Consider the following 17,009-nt stretch of genomic DNA (forward strand, 5'->3'; position numbering starts at 1 on the left):
ATGTCTGCCAAGAAATTACTCGGTAATTCGTTCTGGAATCTGAGCTCCTATATGGTGCTCATGTTCGCGTTCCTGCCCTCCATGGGCTTGATGGCACGACTGCTGGGCCTGGAGCCTTTTGGCATTTACACACTACTCTTTGCCTTGGTCGGCTATGCCAGCCTGTTTGACCTGGGGATCAGCCGTGCCTTGATCAGAGCCATTGCCATGGCCAGCCAGTCCCCTCGGCAAATCCAGTCAATTCTAGGTACAGCAAGTTTACTGATCTTGCTCAGCAGCAGTGTTGCCGCTGCGCTGGTTTATCTGCTCAGCCCCTTTTTGGTGCAGTGGCTCAATATCAGCATGGAGTTACGCCCAGACAGCCTGTTCGCCTTTCGTCTCCTGGCACTAACTCTGCCTTTACTGCTGATGCAAGCAGTGTGGTTGTCCTACCTGGAGGGACTATCGGACTTCAAACGGGTCAACATACAACGAACCATCAGCGGCTTGCTGCTCGCTGTCTTGCCCTTGCTGACCATTCTTTATCAGGCCAGTCTCAGCTATGCCGTTCTCGGGCTGTTTGCCGGACGTTTACTCAGTTGCCTGCTCGCCTACTTCTGGGCTCTGCCTGCCCATGTCCGTCAAGGAATGTGGCGCTGGGACAAACAACAAGCGCAGGCCTTATTACGCTTTGGGGGCTGGCTGACAGTCAGCAATTTGATCAGCCCTTTAATGGTGTATTTTGATCGCTTCTTGCTATCTAACCTGAATGGGGCAAGCACAGTCAGTTTTTACACAGCACCATCAGAAGCTATTACTCGCTTACTAAACATTCCAGGGGCAGTTGTCCGAGTGATTTTCCCCTTACTCAGCGCACAAAAAGATGCACGCCAGGAAACCCGTCTGTCTTACCTGTTGCTACTGGCAGTATGCGGACTGATCAGCTTGATAGGCATTGTGGGAGCCAAGTGGATTATCTTGCTCTGGCTTGGTGAAACCTATGTAGAGCAGTCCGTACCGATTCTACAAGTTCTGTTGCTGGGTTTCTTTTTCAACGCCATTGCCCAGATTCCTTACACCGTGATCCAAGCCCAGGGATACGCCCACATTACCGCCTATGTACACTTGGCTGAGATCCTGCCCTATATCGCTTTGCTATACGTACTGATTTCTCAGTTCGGGCTGCTAGGCGCCGCAATTGCCTGGACCAGCCGGGTTATCGTAGACTGCCTTGCCCTATTAATACTGGCTAAACGCTATCGCTAAGCCATTCGGAACGCTACTTAATCGTCATGCATATTCTCGTTACCGGTGGCGCCGGCTTCATCGGTTCAGCCTTGATCCGTCATCTTATCCAGGAGACAGAGCACTTCGTCCTGAATGTGGACAAATTGACGTATGCAGGCAATCTGGAGTCGCTGGCTTCGGTCCAGGAACACCCTCGATATCAATTTGCGCAAAACGATATCCAGGATGGGCCAGCCATACAGGCTCTGCTGGAAAAATTCCAACCTGATGCCATCATGCACCTGGCGGCCGAGTCGCATGTGGATCGATCTCTAGATGGCCCGGCAGCGTTCATTCAGACCAATATTGTAGGCACCTGCACCTTGCTGGAGTGTGCGCGCCATTATTGGAACTCACTGCCAGCGCCCAAAAAATCCAATTTCCGCTTCCATCACATATCGACGGACGAAGTGTATGGCGATCTGCATAACACCACGGAGCTCTTTGTAGAAACCACGCCCTATGCGCCCAGCTCACCGTACTCAGCCAGCAAGGCCAGTTCAGACCACCTGGTACGAGCCTGGCAACGTAGCTATGGCCTGCCCACCTTGCTCAGCAACTGCTCCAATAACTACGGCCCCTACCATTTCCCTGAAAAACTTATTCCTCACATGATCTTGAATGCCCTCAAAGGGCAAGCGCTACCTGTGTATGGCGAGGGCAAGCAAATCCGTGACTGGCTGTATGTGGAAGATCACGTACGAGCTTTGCTGACGGTCCTGAAAAAAGGCCAGGTAGGTCAAACCTACAATATTGGTGGCCATAACGAGCAGCAGAATATCCATGTCGTTCAAGAGATCTGCGCACTGCTCGAAGAGCTGGCTCCGGTAAAACCCGCTGGTATCCAGCGTTACACAGACCTGATCACCTACGTGCAGGACAGACCTGGCCACGATCAGCGCTACGCTATTGATGCTAGCAAGATTGAACGGGAATTGGGCTGGAGACCCCAGGAAACCTTCGAGACGGGCTTGCGCAAAACTGTACAGTGGTATTTAGAAAACTCGGGCTGGTGGGAGCGTATCCTTAACGGTCAATATCAGCTACATCGCTTAGGCAAGACAGAATAATGAAAGGCATCATCCTCGCCGGTGGATCCGGTACCCGCTTGCACCCTATTACCTTGGGGGTATCCAAGCAACTACTGCCTATCTACGATAAGCCCATGATTTATTACCCCTTGTCAGTACTGATGCTGGCCGGGATACGTGAAATTCTGATCATTTCCACCCCTGCCGATCTACCCAGCTTTCGTGCTCTGCTGGGTGATGGCAGCAACTTTGGCATTCAGTTGAGCTATGCCGAGCAAGCCTCCCCAGATGGGTTAGCACAGGCTTTTCTGATCGGGGCCGATTTCATTGGCTCCGACCGGGTCAGCCTGATCCTGGGGGACAATATTTTTTATGGCTATGGTTTTAGCCAGATGCTGAAAGAGGCGGCACAACGCGAACAAGGAGCCACTATTTTTGGCTATCAAGTCAGCGATCCAGAACGCTTTGGCGTGGTGGAGTTCGATGCCCAGGGCAAAGCTGTCTCGATCGAAGAGAAACCCCAGCAGCCCAAATCCAATTTTGCCGTAACTGGCCTGTACTTCTACGACAATCACGTCGTAGATATCGCCCGCCAGGTACGCCCTTCTGCTCGTGGTGAGCTGGAAATTACCGACGTAAACAATGCCTACCTACAGCAAAGTAATTTACATGTCAGCCTGTTAGGCCGAGGCTTTGCATGGCTGGACACCGGCACTCACGAAAGTCTGCAAGAAGCCGGCAGCTTTGTACGCACGATTGAGCATCGCCAAGGACTGAAAATCGCCTGTCTGGAAGAAATTGGCTTTAAGCAAGGATGGCTTGAACGTAGCGCCTTGGAACGGCAAGCACAGGCTTTGGCAAAAACAGAATACGGCCAATATTTGCACAAGCTTCTCCAAGACCCAATTCTGCCTGGAAAAGCCCCTTAACTTTTACGCAAGGCCTGCACTTTTTGCAGGTATTGCCCAGCATAATGCTGGTCAAAATAGTCTGCATATTGGGCCTGCCATACTCCCCGTGCGCGTGCTGCCGCTTGTTGAACCTGCTGCATGTCCAGGTCTTTTAACCAGGCTTCAATCGCCTGCTGACCTTCCTCTACGGCCCAACCTGTTTGATGCTCAAGTACCTTCGTAGCAGTCGGAATGCCGGCTGTCGTCAACATGGCGCGCCCGAGCATCAAGTGCTCGTAATATTTGTTAGGCGCAGCAAATAAATGATTGGGAACTGTCTTGTAATACATCCCCACCACAATCTGGCATGACTGCATCAGCTGAAGCCCTTGAACCGAACTTTGTGCCCCATAGTAATGAATATGAGGATGTTTCTGTGCGGAGTGCGTAAACAAATCCGCCAACGGGCCGTATCCCGCCACGTGCAGCTCACAAGCGGGGGACTGCTCACACGCAGCCAGTAGGTCTTCCAGGCCACGATTCTTTGCTTCGAGCACTCCAAAATAAGCAATCTTCACAGGTTGCTCATCAGAGACCGGCACATAGTTCTGAATCTCGGATTTCTGTGGGACATTCTCCAGCACCATTAAAGAGGGGGTTGCGGGATCAATGCCTTGCTGCGCTATACGGCATGGATCAGCCAAAATTCCCACATCAGCCGTCTTCAGCAGATAGTTTTCGAGCTTGTCTACCCATCTGCCTAAAGCGCCCGGAAAATAGCGTAAGGAACTGTACTTGTCATAGACATCAAAAATCCAAGGCTTCCTACATAGCACCGCGTACACCTTCACAGCCATCGCGGTATCCAGATCGATAGCATGGACCAAATCGATCTTGCGATTATTTTTTAACAACCAGCGCAAGACAAATGCATTCCAGAAGGCAATACCAATCAGGCTACGCCACCCGGCACCCAGTGCGGCTGGACGCGTGTAATAGGTGTCGTTGCTGGTCCTCTGTGCAGGAACCGTTCCTCGCTCCCAGCCGACAAAATGGTAAGGGATCTGCGCCTCGTCCAAAACCTTGAGGTACTTGGCCAGCTTGCCATCCACATGGCGCAGGTACGAGCGTATAAAAACAACCATTCGCGCTTAATCCAGTGTTTTACTCAAGCCATCCACGATAGCTAAAAAAGGGTCAAATAGATACAATTTCAGGCTTGCTGTCGTGCCAGCCTTATACTGCATCAAGAGCTTTAGCAGGTTTGTAAATACCGCAGCTTGCGTCGCTTTTCCCGCCCGACACAGCCCCCCATACCCCAAACCAAATATTTGTAATGACCATTTATCCCACCCGCCTGCCTGGTGTTCTGATTATTGAACCAGCTGTTTTTGGTGATGAGCGTGGTTTCTTCAAGGAAACTTTTCACCAGCAACGCTATCAGGAACTGGCTGGGATCAATCTACCATTTGTGCAAGACAACTTTTCTCGCTCCGAGAAAGGGGTCTTGCGTGGTCTGCATTTTCAAAAAACTCGGCCTCAAGGAAAGCTGGTCAGTGTCAGCCGGGGAGCAGTATACGATGTAGCTGTAGATATACGGCCAGACTCACCCACTTTGGGCCAATATGTAGGCATTGAGCTCAGCGAATCCAACCATAAGCAGTTGTGGATTCCTCCAGGTTATGCCCATGGTTTTTGTGTTCTGTCTGACTTTGCCGACTTCAGCTACAAGTGCACCGACTTTTACTTTCCTGAAGATGAAGGTGGCTTGGCATGGAATTGCCCTGAAGTAGCGATTGCCTGGCCAATCCAGAACCCCCAGTTGTCCAAGAAGGATAAAAACTACCCTGTGCTGAGCCAGCTCATCGCACAAAGCAAAGCCTGAATCCATGTCACTCCCATCCTTCCTGATTACTGGAGCCCACGGTCAATTAGGCCAGTCTTTTGCCTGGCTCGATAAAAGTACAAAGATTGACGCCAGCCTAATCCTGCTTGGCCGTGCCGATCTGGATATCACACAAGCAAAGTCCATTACCCAGGCTCTGGATCAGTATCGTCCTGATATCGTGATCAATGCTGCAGCCTATACGGCAGTCGACAAAGCCGAGTCAGAACCTCAGGCTGCACGGCTAATCAACTGCACAGCCCCTGGCCTGCTCGCACTGGCATGTGCAGAGCGAGGCATAAGCATGTTGCAGGTCTCGACAGACTATGTCTTTGACGGCTCATCGACACAGCCTTACCCCGAGGACGCCCCTACCAATCCACTTAGCATTTACGGGCAAAGCAAGCAGGAGGGAGAACAGGCAGTCCTGACCGCCCTACCCTCTGCCATCATTCTGCGCACAAGCTGGGTGTTCAGCCAATTTGGCACTAACTTTCTGAAAACCATGCTTCGCTTGGGACAGGAACGCTCTGAGTTACGCATTGTGGCTGATCAGATTGGTGGCCCAAGCTACGCACCGCATATTGCCCAAGTGCTATTGGCGCTGGCAGAAAAACTATTTGAGTCCAAGCAGAACCCAGACAAGCATCGGCCGCCTTCAGGCATCTACCATTTCGCAGGGCAACCTAATGTCAGCTGGTATGAGTTTGCCCAGGAGATCTTCAGCCAGGCGGTCAAACTGGGATTATTGGCTCAAGCCCCCAGCCTGACACCTATCCCCACCAGCCACTACCCCACACCTGCAAAGCGACCAGCACAATCGCGCCTACTGCAAACCAGGCTTGATTCTTTATTAGGCCCGCAAAATAAGGAGCGAGACTGGCGTCAGGGTGTAGAGAAAAGCCTGCTATCGCTTAAAAGCACTCGCTAAGGCTGATCCTCCTCACGCTTGGGGAGCACTCCTGAGCCATTCAACTCACATTAATACGGCATCGGCCCACTCTTCTGCACAAGCTATGGCCGCTAGCACGATGCCCCGCCCCTTCTGCCCCCTTCTTTCTACTTCTAGCAGGATTATCGCCCTTACCCTGAAGTAGCCGTCACACGCAACAGCCGTGTTCCCCCCCTGCATTTCCTTGAAAAGCCAAACGCAAAAAAGCCACCCCTAAGGGTGGCTTTTTCACGGATGCTACCGACTTGAGCTTAGTGCTTGCGCGCGTTGCTCAAGCGACGTGCTGCGGCAGCTTGAGCGGCCAGCATGGCCAGCTCGGCTTCCACAACAGCGATATCGGCCTTGTCCTTGGTGTTACGCAGGGCTTCTTCCGCATGCTTGCGGGCTTCCAGCGCCTTTGCTTCATCCAGGTCTTGTGCGCGAATCGCGGTATCCGACAATACAGTGACTTTCCCAGGCTGAACCTCGAGTATGCCGCCAGCGACAAAGATATGCTCTTCGCTGCCATCGTCCATAACGATCTTCAGCGTGCCGGGACGAATCCGCGAGATCAGTGGAGTGTGACCGGGCAAAATACCCAGCTCCCCAGCCTCGCCGGGCAGTGCCACGAACTTTGCTTCACCAGCAAAGATCGATTCTTCAGCACTAACCACGTCAACATGAAGCTTAGCCATGAGTAATCCTTATTACTGAATAGTCTTGGCTTTTTCGAAAGCCTCGTCGATCGAACCGACCATGTAGAACGCCTGTTCTGGCAGTGCATCACACTCGCCGTCGACGATCATCTTGAAGCCGCGCAGGGTTTCAGCCAGTGGAACGTACTTACCAGGCGAGCCGGTAAACACTTCTGCCACGTGGAAAGGCTGAGACAGGAAGCGCTGGATCTTACGAGCGCGGGCAACAGCCTGCTTGTCTTCTGGAGACAGCTCGTCCATACCCAGAATCGCGATAATGTCACGCAATTCCTTGTAGCGCTGCAGCGTTTGCTGAACACCGCGAGCCACTGCGTAGTGCTCTTCGCCCACAATTTGTGGATCCAGCTGACGGCTGGTGGAGTCCAGAGGGTCCACAGCGGGGTAAATACCCAGAGCAGCAATGTCACGCGACAACACAACGGTGGAGTCCAAGTGCAAGAAGGTCGTAGCAGGCGATGGGTCAGTCAAGTCATCGGCTGGAACGTAAACGGCCTGGATGGACGTAATCGAACCGGTCTTGGTGGAGGTAATGCGCTCTTGCAGCTTACCCATTTCCTCGGCCAGCGTAGGCTGGTAACCCACTGCGGAAGGCATACGACCCAGCAAAGCGGACACTTCGGTACCGGCCAGCGTGTAGCGGTAGATGTTGTCCACAAAGAACAGGATGTCACGGCCTTCGTCACGGAACTTCTCGGCCATGGTCAGGCCGGACAGTGCCACACGCAGACGGTTGCCTGGAGGTTCGTTCATCTGACCGAACACCATGGCCACTTTGGACTCGCTCAGGTTGTCCATCTGGATAACGCCAGCATCGGCCATTTCGTGGTAGAAGTCGTTACCTTCACGGGTACGCTCACCCACACCGGCAAACACGGACAGACCGCTGTGTGCCTTGGCGATGTTGTTGATCAGCTCCAGCATGTTCACGGTCTTGCCCACACCGGCACCACCGAACAGACCAACCTTACCACCCTTGGCGAACGGGCAAACCAGGTCAATCACTTTAATACCGGTTTCCAGCAGCTCTACGGAAGGCGACAGTTCGTCGAAAGTAGGAGCGGCTTGGTGAATGGCGCGACGCTCGTCGGACTGGATAGGACCGACTTCGTCGATCGGGCGACCCAGAACGTCCATAATGCGGCCCAGAGTACCAACACCGACTGGCACGGAGATAGGAGCGCCCGAACCGGCCACTTCCATACCGCGGCGCAGGCCGTCGCTGGAACCCATGGCGATGGTGCGAACTACACCGTCACCCAATTGTTGCTGTACTTCAAAAGTCAGGCCTTTTTCTGCGAAAGCCGAACTTTCGTCAACGAGCGTCAATGCTTCGTAGACTTTAGGGATGCTGTCGCGGGGGAACTGAATATCCACCACGGCGCCGATGCACTGAACGATGGTACCGTTGCTCATGTTGAGTCCTTGCAATATAACTTTGATGGTGTGCCTTGCCGTGATTACACAGCAGCGGCACCCCCCACGATTTCAGAGATTTCTTTCGTAATCGCTGCCTGGCGGGTCTTGTTATAGACCAGCTGAAGATCACCGATAACGGTCTTGGCGTTGTCCGAAGCGGCTTTCATGGCCACCATACGGGCAGACTGCTCAGAGGCCATGTTCTCGGCAACGGCCTGATACACCAGACCCTCTACGTAACGCAGCAGCAAGTCGTCAATAACCGACTTGGCATCGGGTTCGTAGATGTAATCCCAACCGTATTCGGAAGAGTTAGCGCTTTCTTGAGCGACTACCTGATCACCAGCCTGGAAAGGATCTTTCAGACCGGAAGGCAGAGGCAGCAAGCGAATAAATGTTGGGTCCTGCTTCATCGTATTGACAAAGCGGCTGGTCGCCAGATAAACAGCATCAATGCGGCCTTCCACGAAGTCGTCGATCTGCACCTTGATAGCGCCAATCAGACGTTCCAGGTTAGGCGCGTCGCCCAAGCCCACTTCCTGAGAAACCAGATTGGCACCAACACGCGCCAATGTTCCAGCAGCTTTACCACCCAGAGCCGTTGTCTGAACCTTAATACCCTTGTCTTCAAACTCGCGAACACGCGCAAGTACCAGACGCAGAATATTGGTGTTCAGGCCGCCACACAGACCTTTGTCCGTGCTGACAACCACGATACCTACCGATTTGACTTCGGCAGGCTCAACCATGTAGGGGTGAGTGTAGTCGGGGTGCGCCTGCATCAGATGCGAAGCAATCTCGCGCACCTTGTCTGCATAGGGACGACCAGCACGCATCCGCTCTTGCGCTTTGCGCATCTTGGATGCCGCCACCATCTCCATGGCTTTGGTGATCTTGGACGTGTTTTGCACGCTCTTGATCTTAGTACGAATTTCCTTGATTCCGGCCATCACACTTTCCTGTAAGGGCATTATCGGGAGCCAGACTAGGCTGTCGACTCCCGCTAATCATGACGCCGGGGTTTCCGGCGCCTGCCAACAATGATTAGAAAGCGCCGTGCTTTTTGAAGTCCTGGATGGCTGTAACCAACTCAGCCTCGTCTTCTTTAACCAGTTCCTTCTTGCTTTCGATACGCTCAACCAGGGCAGCGAACTTGCTGCGCAGGTGATCTTTCAGGCCTTTCTCGAAAGGCAGAACCTGAGCGACTTCCAGATCGTCGAAGTAACCGTTGTTCACAGCGTACAGGCTCACGGCCAGTTCCCACACAGCCAGAGGCTGGTACTGGGGCTGCTTGAGCAGTTCGACCACGCGCTTACCACGTTCCAGCTGGCGACGGGTTGCGTCATCCAGGTCGGAAGCGAACTGAGCAAACGCAGCCAATTCACGGTACTGAGCCAAGTCGGTACGAATACCGCCGGACAGTTTCTTGATGACCTTGGTTTGAGCAGCGCCACCCACGCGGGACACCGAAATACCGGCGTTAATAGCGGGACGAACACCAGCGTTGAACAGGTCGGACTCCAGGAAGATCTGACCGTCAGTAATCGAAATCACGTTGGTTGGAACGAAAGCGGAAACGTCACCGGCTTGCGTTTCAATGATAGGCAGTGCGGTCAACGAACCGGTCTTGCCCTTCACTTCACCGTTAGTGAATTTTTCTACGTACTCGGCGTTCACACGAGCAGCGCGCTCGAGCAGACGGGAGTGCAGGTAGAACACGTCACCGGGGTAGGCTTCACGGCCTGGTGGGCGACGCAGCAACAGGGATACTTGACGGTAGGCCCAAGCTTGCTTGGTCAAGTCGTCATAAATGATCAGGGCGTCTTCGCCACGATCACGGAAGTATTCACCCATGGTGCAACCGGAGTAAGGAGCCAGGTATTGCATGGCAGCGGACTCGGAAGCCGAGGCGGCCACAACAATCGTGTACTCCAGAGCACCGTGCTCTTCGAGCTTGCGCACCACGTTGTTGATCGTGGAGGCTTTTTGGCCCACGGCAACGTAGATACATTTAACGCCATTGCCCTTTTGAGCAATGATGGTGTCCACAGCCACGGCAGTTTTACCGGTCTGACGGTCACCAATGATCAGTTCGCGCTGACCACGGCCGATTGGCACCATGGAGTCCACGGCTTTCGTGCCGGTCTGCATGGGCTGGGACACGGACTCACGGGCGATAACGCCAGGAGCCACTTTCTCGATGACGTCAGTCATCTTGGCGTTGATCGGGCCCTTGCCGTCGATAGGCATACCCAGAGTATCAACCACACGACCCAGCAGTTCGGGGCCAACGGGTACTTCCAGAATGCGGCCAGTTGTTTTAACTGCGTCGCCTTCGGAAACACCGGTGTATTCACCCAGAATCACGGCGCCGACAGAGTCGCGCTCGAGGTTAAGGGCCAGACCGAACGTGTTGTTCGGAAATTCGAGCATTTCGCCCTGCATCACATCGGACAAACCGTGGATGCGCGTAATACCGTCGGTCACGGATACGACCGTGCCTTGTGTACGAACGTCAGTCGACGCACCCAGGCCTTCGATGCGGCTCTTGAGCAGTTCGCTGATCTCGGACGGATTAAGTTGCATGTTCAGACTCCTGAAATCCTGTTTACTGACTCGCGCTATGCGGTCAGCGTATCGCGCATGCTGGCCAGCCGGGCCTGCACGGAAGTGTCGAGCACCTGGTCACCAACAATCACCCGAATACCGCCGATAAGGTCAGCGTCGACGGTCACAGTCGGTTTTAGCTTCAGGCCAAACTTTTTCTCCAGCCCAGCGGTCAGCTCAGCAACCTGAGCCTCAGCCATCGGGAAAGCACTGATAATCTGTGCCTGCGCCGTGCCTTCGAGTTGGTGTTTCAATAGATCAAACTGTTCTGCAATTTGTGGCAACAGCAAGATGCGCTGGTTATCCACCAACAATTGAAGAAAGTTGCGAGCCTTTTCGGTGACCTGTGACTTAACCAGGCCCGTAAAGAGTTCGAGTCGCTGCCCGTTATTCAGGCGCGGATCGTTCAGTGCCTCGCGCACATCGTGGAGACCGGCCACCTGAGCCATTTCGGACAACAGGGCCGACCACGATTCGAGACCCTGGCTGTCGTCGCGCACGGCGGCGAACAGGGCTTCGGCGTAAGGTCTGGCAATAGTCGATAGTTCAGCCATGGCCTGCCTTGATGTTAAAGTTCTGCCTTGAGCTGCTCGAGCAGCTGGGCGTGCGCATTAGCGTCAACTTCGCGTCGCAAGATTTGCTCGGCACCCTTGACGGCCAAGGCAGCCACTTCGCTACGCAGACCTTCACGTACGCGTTGCACTTCCTGGTTAGCGTCTTGCTGGGCCTGCGCAATAATGCGGGCTTTTTCGGCTTCGGCTTCACGACGAGCTTGCTCCAAAAGAGCAGTCGCTTGTTTTTCAGCGTCGACAATGCGTTGATGGTTTTCGGACTTGGCCGAAGCATCCATCAGGCTGATACGCGCTTGGGCCTGTGCCAGATCGGCCTTGCCTTTATCGGCAGCAGCCAAACCATCAGCGATTTTCTGACGACGATCATCGATTGCTTTCGTCAGTGGCGGCCATACGAATTTCATCGTAAACCAGGCCAAAACGAAAAACACGATCATCTGAAAAAAGAGAGTCGCGTTTAAATTCACGGTCGTATCCCTTCAATACCACGTGTGTAGGAAGCGGTATGCGTCCTGACACATGTATGTTCAAGTCGACAAGCGGTGCATGATCAAACCGAGCAACACACCGCTAACGACGACTGCCTGCCCGTCTGCCAAAAGCGGCAACGGACTCGCCTTATTACCCAACGAATGGGTTGGCGAATGCAAACAACATGGCGATACCGACACCGATCAGGAAAGCAGCATCGATCAGACCGGCCAACAGGAACATCTTGGTTTGCAGAGCGTTCATCAGTTCAGGCTGACGAGCCGATGCTTCCAGATATTTACCACCCATCAGGGCGATACCAATGCAAGCGCCAAAAGCGCCCAGACCGATGATGATACCGCAAGCAAGAGCAACGAGAGCTACGTTGGTCATGACAACTCCTTGGTTAAAAATCAGGTGTAATTCAAAAAAATCAAAGCGTTAGCAGGCCAGGCCTGCTCCCCCCAACCAGACACCATTGTCCAGTCGGAATCGGATTAATGGCCTTCGTGTGCTTGTCCAATATAGACAAGGGTGAGCATCATGAAGATGAACGCCTGGAGCAACACAATCAGAATGTGGAAGATTGCCCACACAGAACCGGCCAGAATGTGACCGATACCCAGTCCCAGGCTGGCGCCATTAAACCCTGTCCATGCGCCACCCAGCAGAGCGATCAACATGAAAACCAGTTCACCGGCAAACATATTGCCGAACAACCGCATGCCCAAGGACACGGACTTGGCCGCGTATTCGATGCAGTTCAGCAAGAAGTTGAAAGGTGCCAGCACAACAGCCATCAGGCCTGTGGCAGTGAACGGTGCAGTAAACAGCTCTTTGACGAAGCCGCCGGGGTGCTTGATCTTGATGCCGTAGTAGAACATCAGCAGCAGCACGCCCATGGACATGCCCATAGGCACGTTCAAGTCAGCGGTTGGCAAAATACGGTGGTAGTACAGAGGGTCGCCATGTTCGGCGGCCAGACCGGTCTGGATGAAGATCCAGCCCAGACCATCAACGGGCAGCAAGTCCAGCACGTTCATCATGATGATCCACAGGAACACGGTCAGCGCCAGGGGCGAGACAAATTTCCGGGACTCAGCGTTAGGAACAATGGATTTGGCCTGGTCTTCAACCCAATCGACCAGCATTTCTACAAAAGACTGCAAGCGGCCTGGTACGCCGGCTGTTGCGGCCGAAGCGGCGCGCCACAGAAAGAAAACCACAACCAGACCCATCAGCAGGGACCAGAACATGGAGTCGTAGTTAATGACACCGAAGTTGGCCAGAACATCCTGTTTTTCACCCAAGTTGTTCAAGTGAACCAAGTGATGCTGGATGTACCCTGACTGAGGCGAAATATCACTAGCAGCAGCCATCTGTATTTACCCTGTGATGTATACGTTATGGGACGAGCCCGTGAAACAAAAATTCGTTATGGCAGCTTGCGGAAAAACAGCAGCAGCACATATCCCTTCAAGACACACAGCAGGCCAAAGAGCAAGGCAGGCCAAACTAACCAGCCCGTGTTTGCCATGGCAGCCGTTGCCAGTGTCAATACCGCAAAACCGAGTTTGAATGCCTCCCCCCAGAAGAAGGAAAGCGCTCCGGCGTTGCCGCCGCCCATCAAACCCAGCAAAAGACGCAATGCGAACAATGCGTTAGGCACAAAATAAGCAGCCGCACCAATCAGTGCTGAGGCTGCTGCATATGCGCCGGAAATCCATGCCGACAGGCCAATTGCCACCAGACCCATAAAAGCCTGGGCAACAAGTGTGCGCACAATTCCTTGCCCTGCCCGGCGAGCCATGCGGCTACGTTGCTCGGGCGTAAGTACTACGGGTTCCGGAAATGGTGGCTTGTCCCCTGCTGCCTGCACCGTGGCTGTGGTGCCTGTCTGCTGATAAATCGGCTGATTCATAGTAGGAAACAATCAGATAACGTTGTGTGGGTGGATGTACTGCAAAGGCCTTGGCCAATCCATCCGCGCAATATTATCGGCCCCTTTCAAAAGCCGGTGTCGTCAAACCCATAAAGTATAGCGTCTTTTTTTTGTTGTAAGCAAATTCAGCCTTGCTTGTTTGATACTTAATGCAAGGCTGATTTACGCAATCTCAATGGCATCAAGGGGTAAGCTTATTTTGTAACATTGCAGTGCAGCAATTTTACAACACACCCCTTGTTTTATCAGCGATTGAGAAACTTAGCGGTGCTTGAACTCGGGCTTGCGCTTCTCGACAAAAGCACGCATGCCTTCCTTCTGATCCTCTGTGGCAAACAAGCCATGGAAGTTGCGGCGCTCGAACAGCAGACCTTCTTCCAGCGACGATTCAAAAGCACGGTTCACGCACTCCTTGGCCATCAGGACAGACGGCAGGGACATGCTGGAAATAACCGTGGCAGCGTCCAATGCCTCTTCAATCAGCTTGTCGGCAGGCACCACGCGCGACACCAGACCGGAGCGCTCGGCCTCTTCGGCATTCATCATGCGCGAAGTCAGAATCAGATCCATGGCCTTGGCCTTGCCCACGGCACGGGGCAGACGCTGCGTACCACCAAAACCGGGAATCACGCCCAGCTTGATTTCTGGCTGACCAAAACGAGCGGAGTCAGCGGCAATGATGAAGTCACACAACATGGCCAGTTCGCAGCCACCGCCCAAGGCATAGCCAGCGACGGCGGCAATGATGGGCTTGCGGAAACGGCGCAGTTCTTCCCACTGGCCACCCAGATAGTCCTGGGAGCTGACATCGTGGTAATTCCAGTCTTTCATGGCGCCGATATCGGCACCGGCGGCAAAGGCTTTTTCATTACCGGTCAGCACGATACAACCGATTTCGTTGTCGGCATCGTATTTCTTTAACAGGGCATACAACTCGGCGATCAGCTCGTTATTGAGCGCATTCAAAGCCTTGGGCCGATTTAATGTCAATAAAGCAACACGACCATGCACCTCTGCTTTGACTAAGGGTTCGTTCATGCTGACTCCCAGAAAAATTAAATAGAATAGGGGAATGGAACCTACACCCGTACTTTACCGTGCCGAGCCGACAGATCTCGCCGGCCACCGCCTGACTGTCCAGATACAGATCACTTCCCCCCAAACAGATGGCCAGATCTTGAGCCTTCCGGCCTGGATCCCTGGCAGCTACCTGATCCGCGACTTCTCGCGTCAGATCGAAAGCATAGCCGCCTTCTCCGGCGAAAAGCCGGTTTCCATCCGCAAGCTGGACAACCATCGCTGGCAGTGCGAACCCTGCGAGGGCCCCTTGAGCATTCAGTACCAGGTCTATGCCTGGGACCTGTCCGTACGAGGCGCGCATATTGATCAGACCCATGCTTTCTTTAATGGCACCAGCGCCCTGCTGGCCGTTGAGGGCCAGACTGAACAGCCGTGCCTGCTGGAACTGGTGTCCAGCGAGGACATGGAAGATTGGCAGGTTTACACCAGCCTGCCCGAGGCCACCGGCATGCCAGGCGCGGCAGAGCGCTATGGTTTTGGCCTGTACCGCGCCAGCAATTACGATGAGTTGATCGACCACCCCATTGAGATGGGTACTCCCCAGGTCATCAGCTTCTTTGCCCACGGCGCTGAACACGAACTGGTCTTTACTGGCGTCATCCCGAACCTGGACCTGCCCCGCATTGCCCGTGACGTAGAGAAAATCTGTGCCGAGCAAATCGCCTTTTTCGAACCTGAAACCCGTCGCGCGCCCTTCCTGGATTGCAGCTCGCGCTACGTGTTCATGACCATGGTGACCGATGACGGTTACGGCGGGCTGGAGCATCGCGCCTCGACCGCCCTGATGGCTTCGCGTCGAGACCTGCCTACCCAGGGCCAGGACAAATCGGTGAAAAGCGCGGGCTACCAGACCTTTTTGGGTCTGGTCAGCCATGAGTACTTCCATACCTGGAACGTCAAACGCATCAAGCCCGCCGTCTTCGCACCCTACGACCTGAGCCGTGAAAACCACACCCGCTTGCTATGGGTGTTTGAAGGCTTCACCTCGTACTACGACGATTTAATGCTGCTACGCTCTGGCGTGCTGAGCGAGGCCGATTACCTCAAGCTGCTGGCCAAGAACATCAATGCGGTTGAACGAGGCCCCGGGCGCTTCAAGCAGTCCGCCGCACAAAGCTCTTTTGACGCCTGGACGCGCTATTACAAGCAGGACGAGAACTCCCCCAACGCACTGGTCAGCTATTACAGCAAGGGCGCACTGATCGCCCTGGGCCTGGACCTGTGCATTCGCAGCCATACCCAGCAAGCCAAGAGTCTGGACGATGTGATGCTGCTGATGTGGGAGCGCTATGGTCGTGACTTCTATCAAGGCAAGCCAGAAGGCATTCCTGAAAATGCCATGCCCGCCCTGATTCTGGAAGCGACTGGCTACGACGCCACGGATTTCATTGCTCGCTACGTTGAAGGCTGCGAGGACCTGCCCTTGAAACCCTGGCTGGCCGAACAAGGCTTGAAGCTGGAATGGCAAGCCTCCTCCAAGCTGCCCAGCCTGAACGCTCGCTTGCGCCAAAGCGCAGGCCAATGCCAGCTGGCTACCGTCTTCACTGATGGTGCAGCGCATCAAGCCGGGCTGTCTGCCGGTGATGCCCTGGTCGCTATTGACGGCTTGCGTGTCAGTGACACCGCCAGCCTAGAGCGCCTGCTGGCAGCCTATGAACCCGGCCAGACCGTACAAGTTCACGCCTTCCGCCGCGATGAACTACACTGCTTCACGCTACAACTGACGCGCCCTGCTCTGGACGAATGCGTCCTGAGCCGCCAGTCCTGATCTTCTTTCCAGGCCCGCCAACCATGGCGGGCCTGACACTTTTTTTTGCCATGACCACACGCCGTATATTCATCAACAACCTGGTGGTGCAAGCCTCTATCGGCATGCTGGACCACGAACTGGTTCACCGCCAGCCCCTGCATATTGATGCCGAATTCGACACCACCATTACGCAGGACGTTCAGGACGAGGACATCGGGACCGTGTTGGACTACCGTCAGCTACGCGAGGCACTGATCGACGTCAGCACCACGGAACACACCAATCTGCTGGAAACACTGGTAGAGCGCCTGGCTGATCGCATCCAGAATGATTTCCCGACCGTGGAACGCGTTAAAATCCGCGCCAGCAAACCCGAGGCCTTTGCCGACTGTGATGCCGTCGGCATCGAGATTGAACGCAGCCGCTAAAGCCCCCTGCCCCGCCTGTGGCCG

General features: G+C 54.2%; 18 protein-coding genes. 7 read left to right on the forward strand and 11 right to left on the reverse strand.

All coding sequences use genetic code 11. From position 1 onward, the window contains the following. Genes NIZ92_RS17265 through rfbA form a run of 3 tightly spaced genes read left to right on the forward strand, consistent with a single transcriptional unit; the run spans position 1 to position 3,226 of the window. Positions 1 to 1,245: a flippase gene (locus NIZ92_RS17265; protein WP_254002330.1), complete on the forward strand. Its 1,245-nt coding sequence runs from the start codon at positions 1 to 3 to the stop codon at positions 1,243 to 1,245. 26 nt (positions 1,246 to 1,271) lie between these two features. After that, the gene (rfbB, locus tag NIZ92_RS17270) at positions 1,272 to 2,336 is read left to right on the forward strand and encodes a dTDP-glucose 4,6-dehydratase (RefSeq protein WP_254002331.1); all 1,065 of its coding nucleotides are present in this window, start codon (positions 1,272 to 1,274) and stop codon (positions 2,334 to 2,336) included. Further along, positions 2,336 to 3,226: a glucose-1-phosphate thymidylyltransferase RfbA gene (gene rfbA, locus NIZ92_RS17275; protein ID WP_254002332.1), complete on the forward strand. Its 891-nt coding sequence runs from the start codon at positions 2,336 to 2,338 to the stop codon at positions 3,224 to 3,226. The genes rfbB and rfbA overlap by 1 nt, the downstream gene beginning before the upstream one ends. Here the strand turns inward: rfbA and NIZ92_RS17280 are convergent. Then, positions 3,223 to 4,332, reverse strand: coding sequence for a hypothetical protein (locus NIZ92_RS17280; protein ID WP_254002333.1), 1,110 nt, complete (start codon positions 4,330 to 4,332; stop codon positions 3,223 to 3,225). The two genes, rfbA and NIZ92_RS17280, sit on opposite strands and share 4 nt — an antisense overlap. A 191-nt stretch (positions 4,333 to 4,523) precedes the next feature. On the opposite strand from NIZ92_RS17280, the gene rfbC reads away from it, so the two are divergent. Both rfbC and rfbD read left to right on the forward strand, forming a co-directional pair. Beyond that, entirely contained in the window at positions 4,524 to 5,072 is a 549-nt protein-coding gene (rfbC, locus tag NIZ92_RS17285) for a dTDP-4-dehydrorhamnose 3,5-epimerase (RefSeq protein WP_254002334.1), read from the forward strand. A 4-nt stretch (positions 5,073 to 5,076) separates the two neighbouring features. Further along, complete coding sequence (rfbD, locus tag NIZ92_RS17290) at positions 5,077 to 6,003, forward strand: dTDP-4-dehydrorhamnose reductase (protein WP_254002335.1); 927 nt, start codon at positions 5,077 to 5,079, stop codon at positions 6,001 to 6,003. 272 nt (positions 6,004 to 6,275) lie between these two features. Here rfbD and NIZ92_RS17295 read toward each other — a convergent pair whose 3' ends face one another. The 10 genes from NIZ92_RS17295 to NIZ92_RS17340 all read right to left on the reverse strand — a co-directional run bounded on the left by NIZ92_RS17295 (position 6,276) and on the right by NIZ92_RS17340 (position 14,765). Next, on the reverse strand, positions 6,276 to 6,698 hold the full coding sequence (locus NIZ92_RS17295; RefSeq protein ID WP_009464130.1) for a F0F1 ATP synthase subunit epsilon: 423 nt from the start codon (positions 6,696 to 6,698) through the stop codon (positions 6,276 to 6,278). Between the two features lie 12 nt (positions 6,699 to 6,710). Then, positions 6,711 to 8,132 (reverse strand): F0F1 ATP synthase subunit beta, encoded by a 1,422-nt coding sequence (gene atpD / locus NIZ92_RS17300; RefSeq protein WP_035270229.1) that lies wholly within the window; start codon positions 8,130 to 8,132, stop codon positions 6,711 to 6,713. Positions 8,133 to 8,176: 44 nt separating this feature from the next. Next, positions 8,177 to 9,085 (reverse strand): F0F1 ATP synthase subunit gamma, encoded by a 909-nt coding sequence (gene atpG, locus NIZ92_RS17305; protein WP_035270228.1) that lies wholly within the window; start codon positions 9,083 to 9,085, stop codon positions 8,177 to 8,179. Between the two features lie 94 nt (positions 9,086 to 9,179). Continuing rightward, positions 9,180 to 10,721 (reverse strand): F0F1 ATP synthase subunit alpha, encoded by a 1,542-nt coding sequence (gene atpA, locus NIZ92_RS17310; RefSeq protein ID WP_003805007.1) that lies wholly within the window; start codon positions 10,719 to 10,721, stop codon positions 9,180 to 9,182. 35 nt (positions 10,722 to 10,756) lie between these two features. Further along, positions 10,757 to 11,296 carry a F0F1 ATP synthase subunit delta gene (locus NIZ92_RS17315; protein WP_003805005.1) on the reverse strand — a complete coding sequence of 180 codons (540 nt, stop codon included), beginning with the start codon at positions 11,294 to 11,296 and terminating at the stop codon, positions 10,757 to 10,759. Between the two features lie 14 nt (positions 11,297 to 11,310). Then, positions 11,311 to 11,781, reverse strand: coding sequence for a F0F1 ATP synthase subunit B (locus tag NIZ92_RS17320; RefSeq protein ID WP_009464119.1), 471 nt, complete (start codon positions 11,779 to 11,781; stop codon positions 11,311 to 11,313). 154 nt (positions 11,782 to 11,935) lie between these two features. Further along, the gene (gene atpE, locus NIZ92_RS17325) at positions 11,936 to 12,178 is read right to left on the reverse strand and encodes a F0F1 ATP synthase subunit C (RefSeq protein ID WP_009464117.1); all 243 of its coding nucleotides are present in this window, start codon (positions 12,176 to 12,178) and stop codon (positions 11,936 to 11,938) included. A gap of 104 nt (positions 12,179 to 12,282) precedes the next feature. Further along, entirely contained in the window at positions 12,283 to 13,164 is an 882-nt protein-coding gene (gene atpB / locus NIZ92_RS17330; protein WP_035270224.1) for a F0F1 ATP synthase subunit A, read from the reverse strand. A 56-nt stretch (positions 13,165 to 13,220) separates the two neighbouring features. After that, positions 13,221 to 13,706, reverse strand: a complete 486-nt coding sequence (locus NIZ92_RS17335) for an ATP synthase subunit I (RefSeq protein ID WP_226349147.1) — start codon at positions 13,704 to 13,706, stop codon at positions 13,221 to 13,223. A 282-nt stretch (positions 13,707 to 13,988) separates the two neighbouring features. After that, complete coding sequence (locus NIZ92_RS17340; protein WP_009464111.1) at positions 13,989 to 14,765, reverse strand: enoyl-CoA hydratase; 777 nt, start codon at positions 14,763 to 14,765, stop codon at positions 13,989 to 13,991. Positions 14,766 to 14,799: 34 nt separating this feature from the next. Here NIZ92_RS17340 and NIZ92_RS17345 point away from each other — a divergent pair, with 34 nt between their 5' ends. After that, a complete protein-coding gene (locus NIZ92_RS17345; protein WP_254002336.1) occupies positions 14,800 to 16,575 on the forward strand; it encodes a M61 family metallopeptidase in 1,776 nt (591 codons plus the stop codon). Between the two features lie 50 nt (positions 16,576 to 16,625). Then, entirely contained in the window at positions 16,626 to 16,985 is a 360-nt protein-coding gene (gene folB, locus NIZ92_RS17350; protein ID WP_026483715.1) for a dihydroneopterin aldolase, read from the forward strand. The last annotated feature ends 24 nt before the right edge of the window (positions 16,986 to 17,009 follow it).

Source organism: Alcaligenes sp. 1735tsa3 (genome assembly GCF_024134565.1).
Taxonomy (GTDB): domain Bacteria; phylum Pseudomonadota; class Gammaproteobacteria; order Burkholderiales; family Burkholderiaceae_B; genus Alcaligenes; species Alcaligenes phenolicus.

What these genes read in the sequence shown, in the direction of transcription:
- NIZ92_RS17265 (WP_254002330.1), top strand. Translation starts at nt 1, where the DNA reads ATGTCTGCCAAGAAATTACTCGGTAATTCGTTCTGGAATCTGAGCTCC.
- rfbB (WP_254002331.1), top strand. Translation starts at nt 1,272, where the DNA reads ATGCATATTCTCGTTACCGGTGGCGCCGGCTTCATCGGTTCAGCCTTG.
- rfbA (WP_254002332.1), top strand. Translation starts at nt 2,336, where the DNA reads ATGAAAGGCATCATCCTCGCCGGTGGATCCGGTACCCGCTTGCACCCT.
- NIZ92_RS17280 (WP_254002333.1), bottom strand. Translation starts at nt 4,332, where the DNA reads ATGGTTGTTTTTATACGCTCGTACCTGCGCCATGTGGATGGCAAGCTG.
- rfbC (WP_254002334.1), top strand. Translation starts at nt 4,524, where the DNA reads ATGACCATTTATCCCACCCGCCTGCCTGGTGTTCTGATTATTGAACCA.
- rfbD (WP_254002335.1), top strand. Translation starts at nt 5,077, where the DNA reads ATGTCACTCCCATCCTTCCTGATTACTGGAGCCCACGGTCAATTAGGC.
- NIZ92_RS17295 (WP_009464130.1), bottom strand. Translation starts at nt 6,698, where the DNA reads ATGGCTAAGCTTCATGTTGACGTGGTTAGTGCTGAAGAATCGATCTTT.
- atpD (WP_035270229.1), bottom strand. Translation starts at nt 8,132, where the DNA reads ATGAGCAACGGTACCATCGTTCAGTGCATCGGCGCCGTGGTGGATATT.
- atpG (WP_035270228.1), bottom strand. Translation starts at nt 9,085, where the DNA reads ATGGCCGGAATCAAGGAAATTCGTACTAAGATCAAGAGCGTGCAAAAC.
- atpA (WP_003805007.1), bottom strand. Translation starts at nt 10,721, where the DNA reads ATGCAACTTAATCCGTCCGAGATCAGCGAACTGCTCAAGAGCCGCATC.
- NIZ92_RS17315 (WP_003805005.1), bottom strand. Translation starts at nt 11,296, where the DNA reads ATGGCTGAACTATCGACTATTGCCAGACCTTACGCCGAAGCCCTGTTC.
- atpE (WP_009464117.1), bottom strand. Translation starts at nt 12,178, where the DNA reads ATGACCAACGTAGCTCTCGTTGCTCTTGCTTGCGGTATCATCATCGGT.
- atpB (WP_035270224.1), bottom strand. Translation starts at nt 13,164, where the DNA reads ATGGCTGCTGCTAGTGATATTTCGCCTCAGTCAGGGTACATCCAGCAT.
- NIZ92_RS17335 (WP_226349147.1), bottom strand. Translation starts at nt 13,706, where the DNA reads ATGAATCAGCCGATTTATCAGCAGACAGGCACCACAGCCACGGTGCAG.
- NIZ92_RS17340 (WP_009464111.1), bottom strand. Translation starts at nt 14,765, where the DNA reads ATGAACGAACCCTTAGTCAAAGCAGAGGTGCATGGTCGTGTTGCTTTA.
- NIZ92_RS17345 (WP_254002336.1), top strand. Translation starts at nt 14,800, where the DNA reads ATGGAACCTACACCCGTACTTTACCGTGCCGAGCCGACAGATCTCGCC.
- folB (WP_026483715.1), top strand. Translation starts at nt 16,626, where the DNA reads ATGACCACACGCCGTATATTCATCAACAACCTGGTGGTGCAAGCCTCT.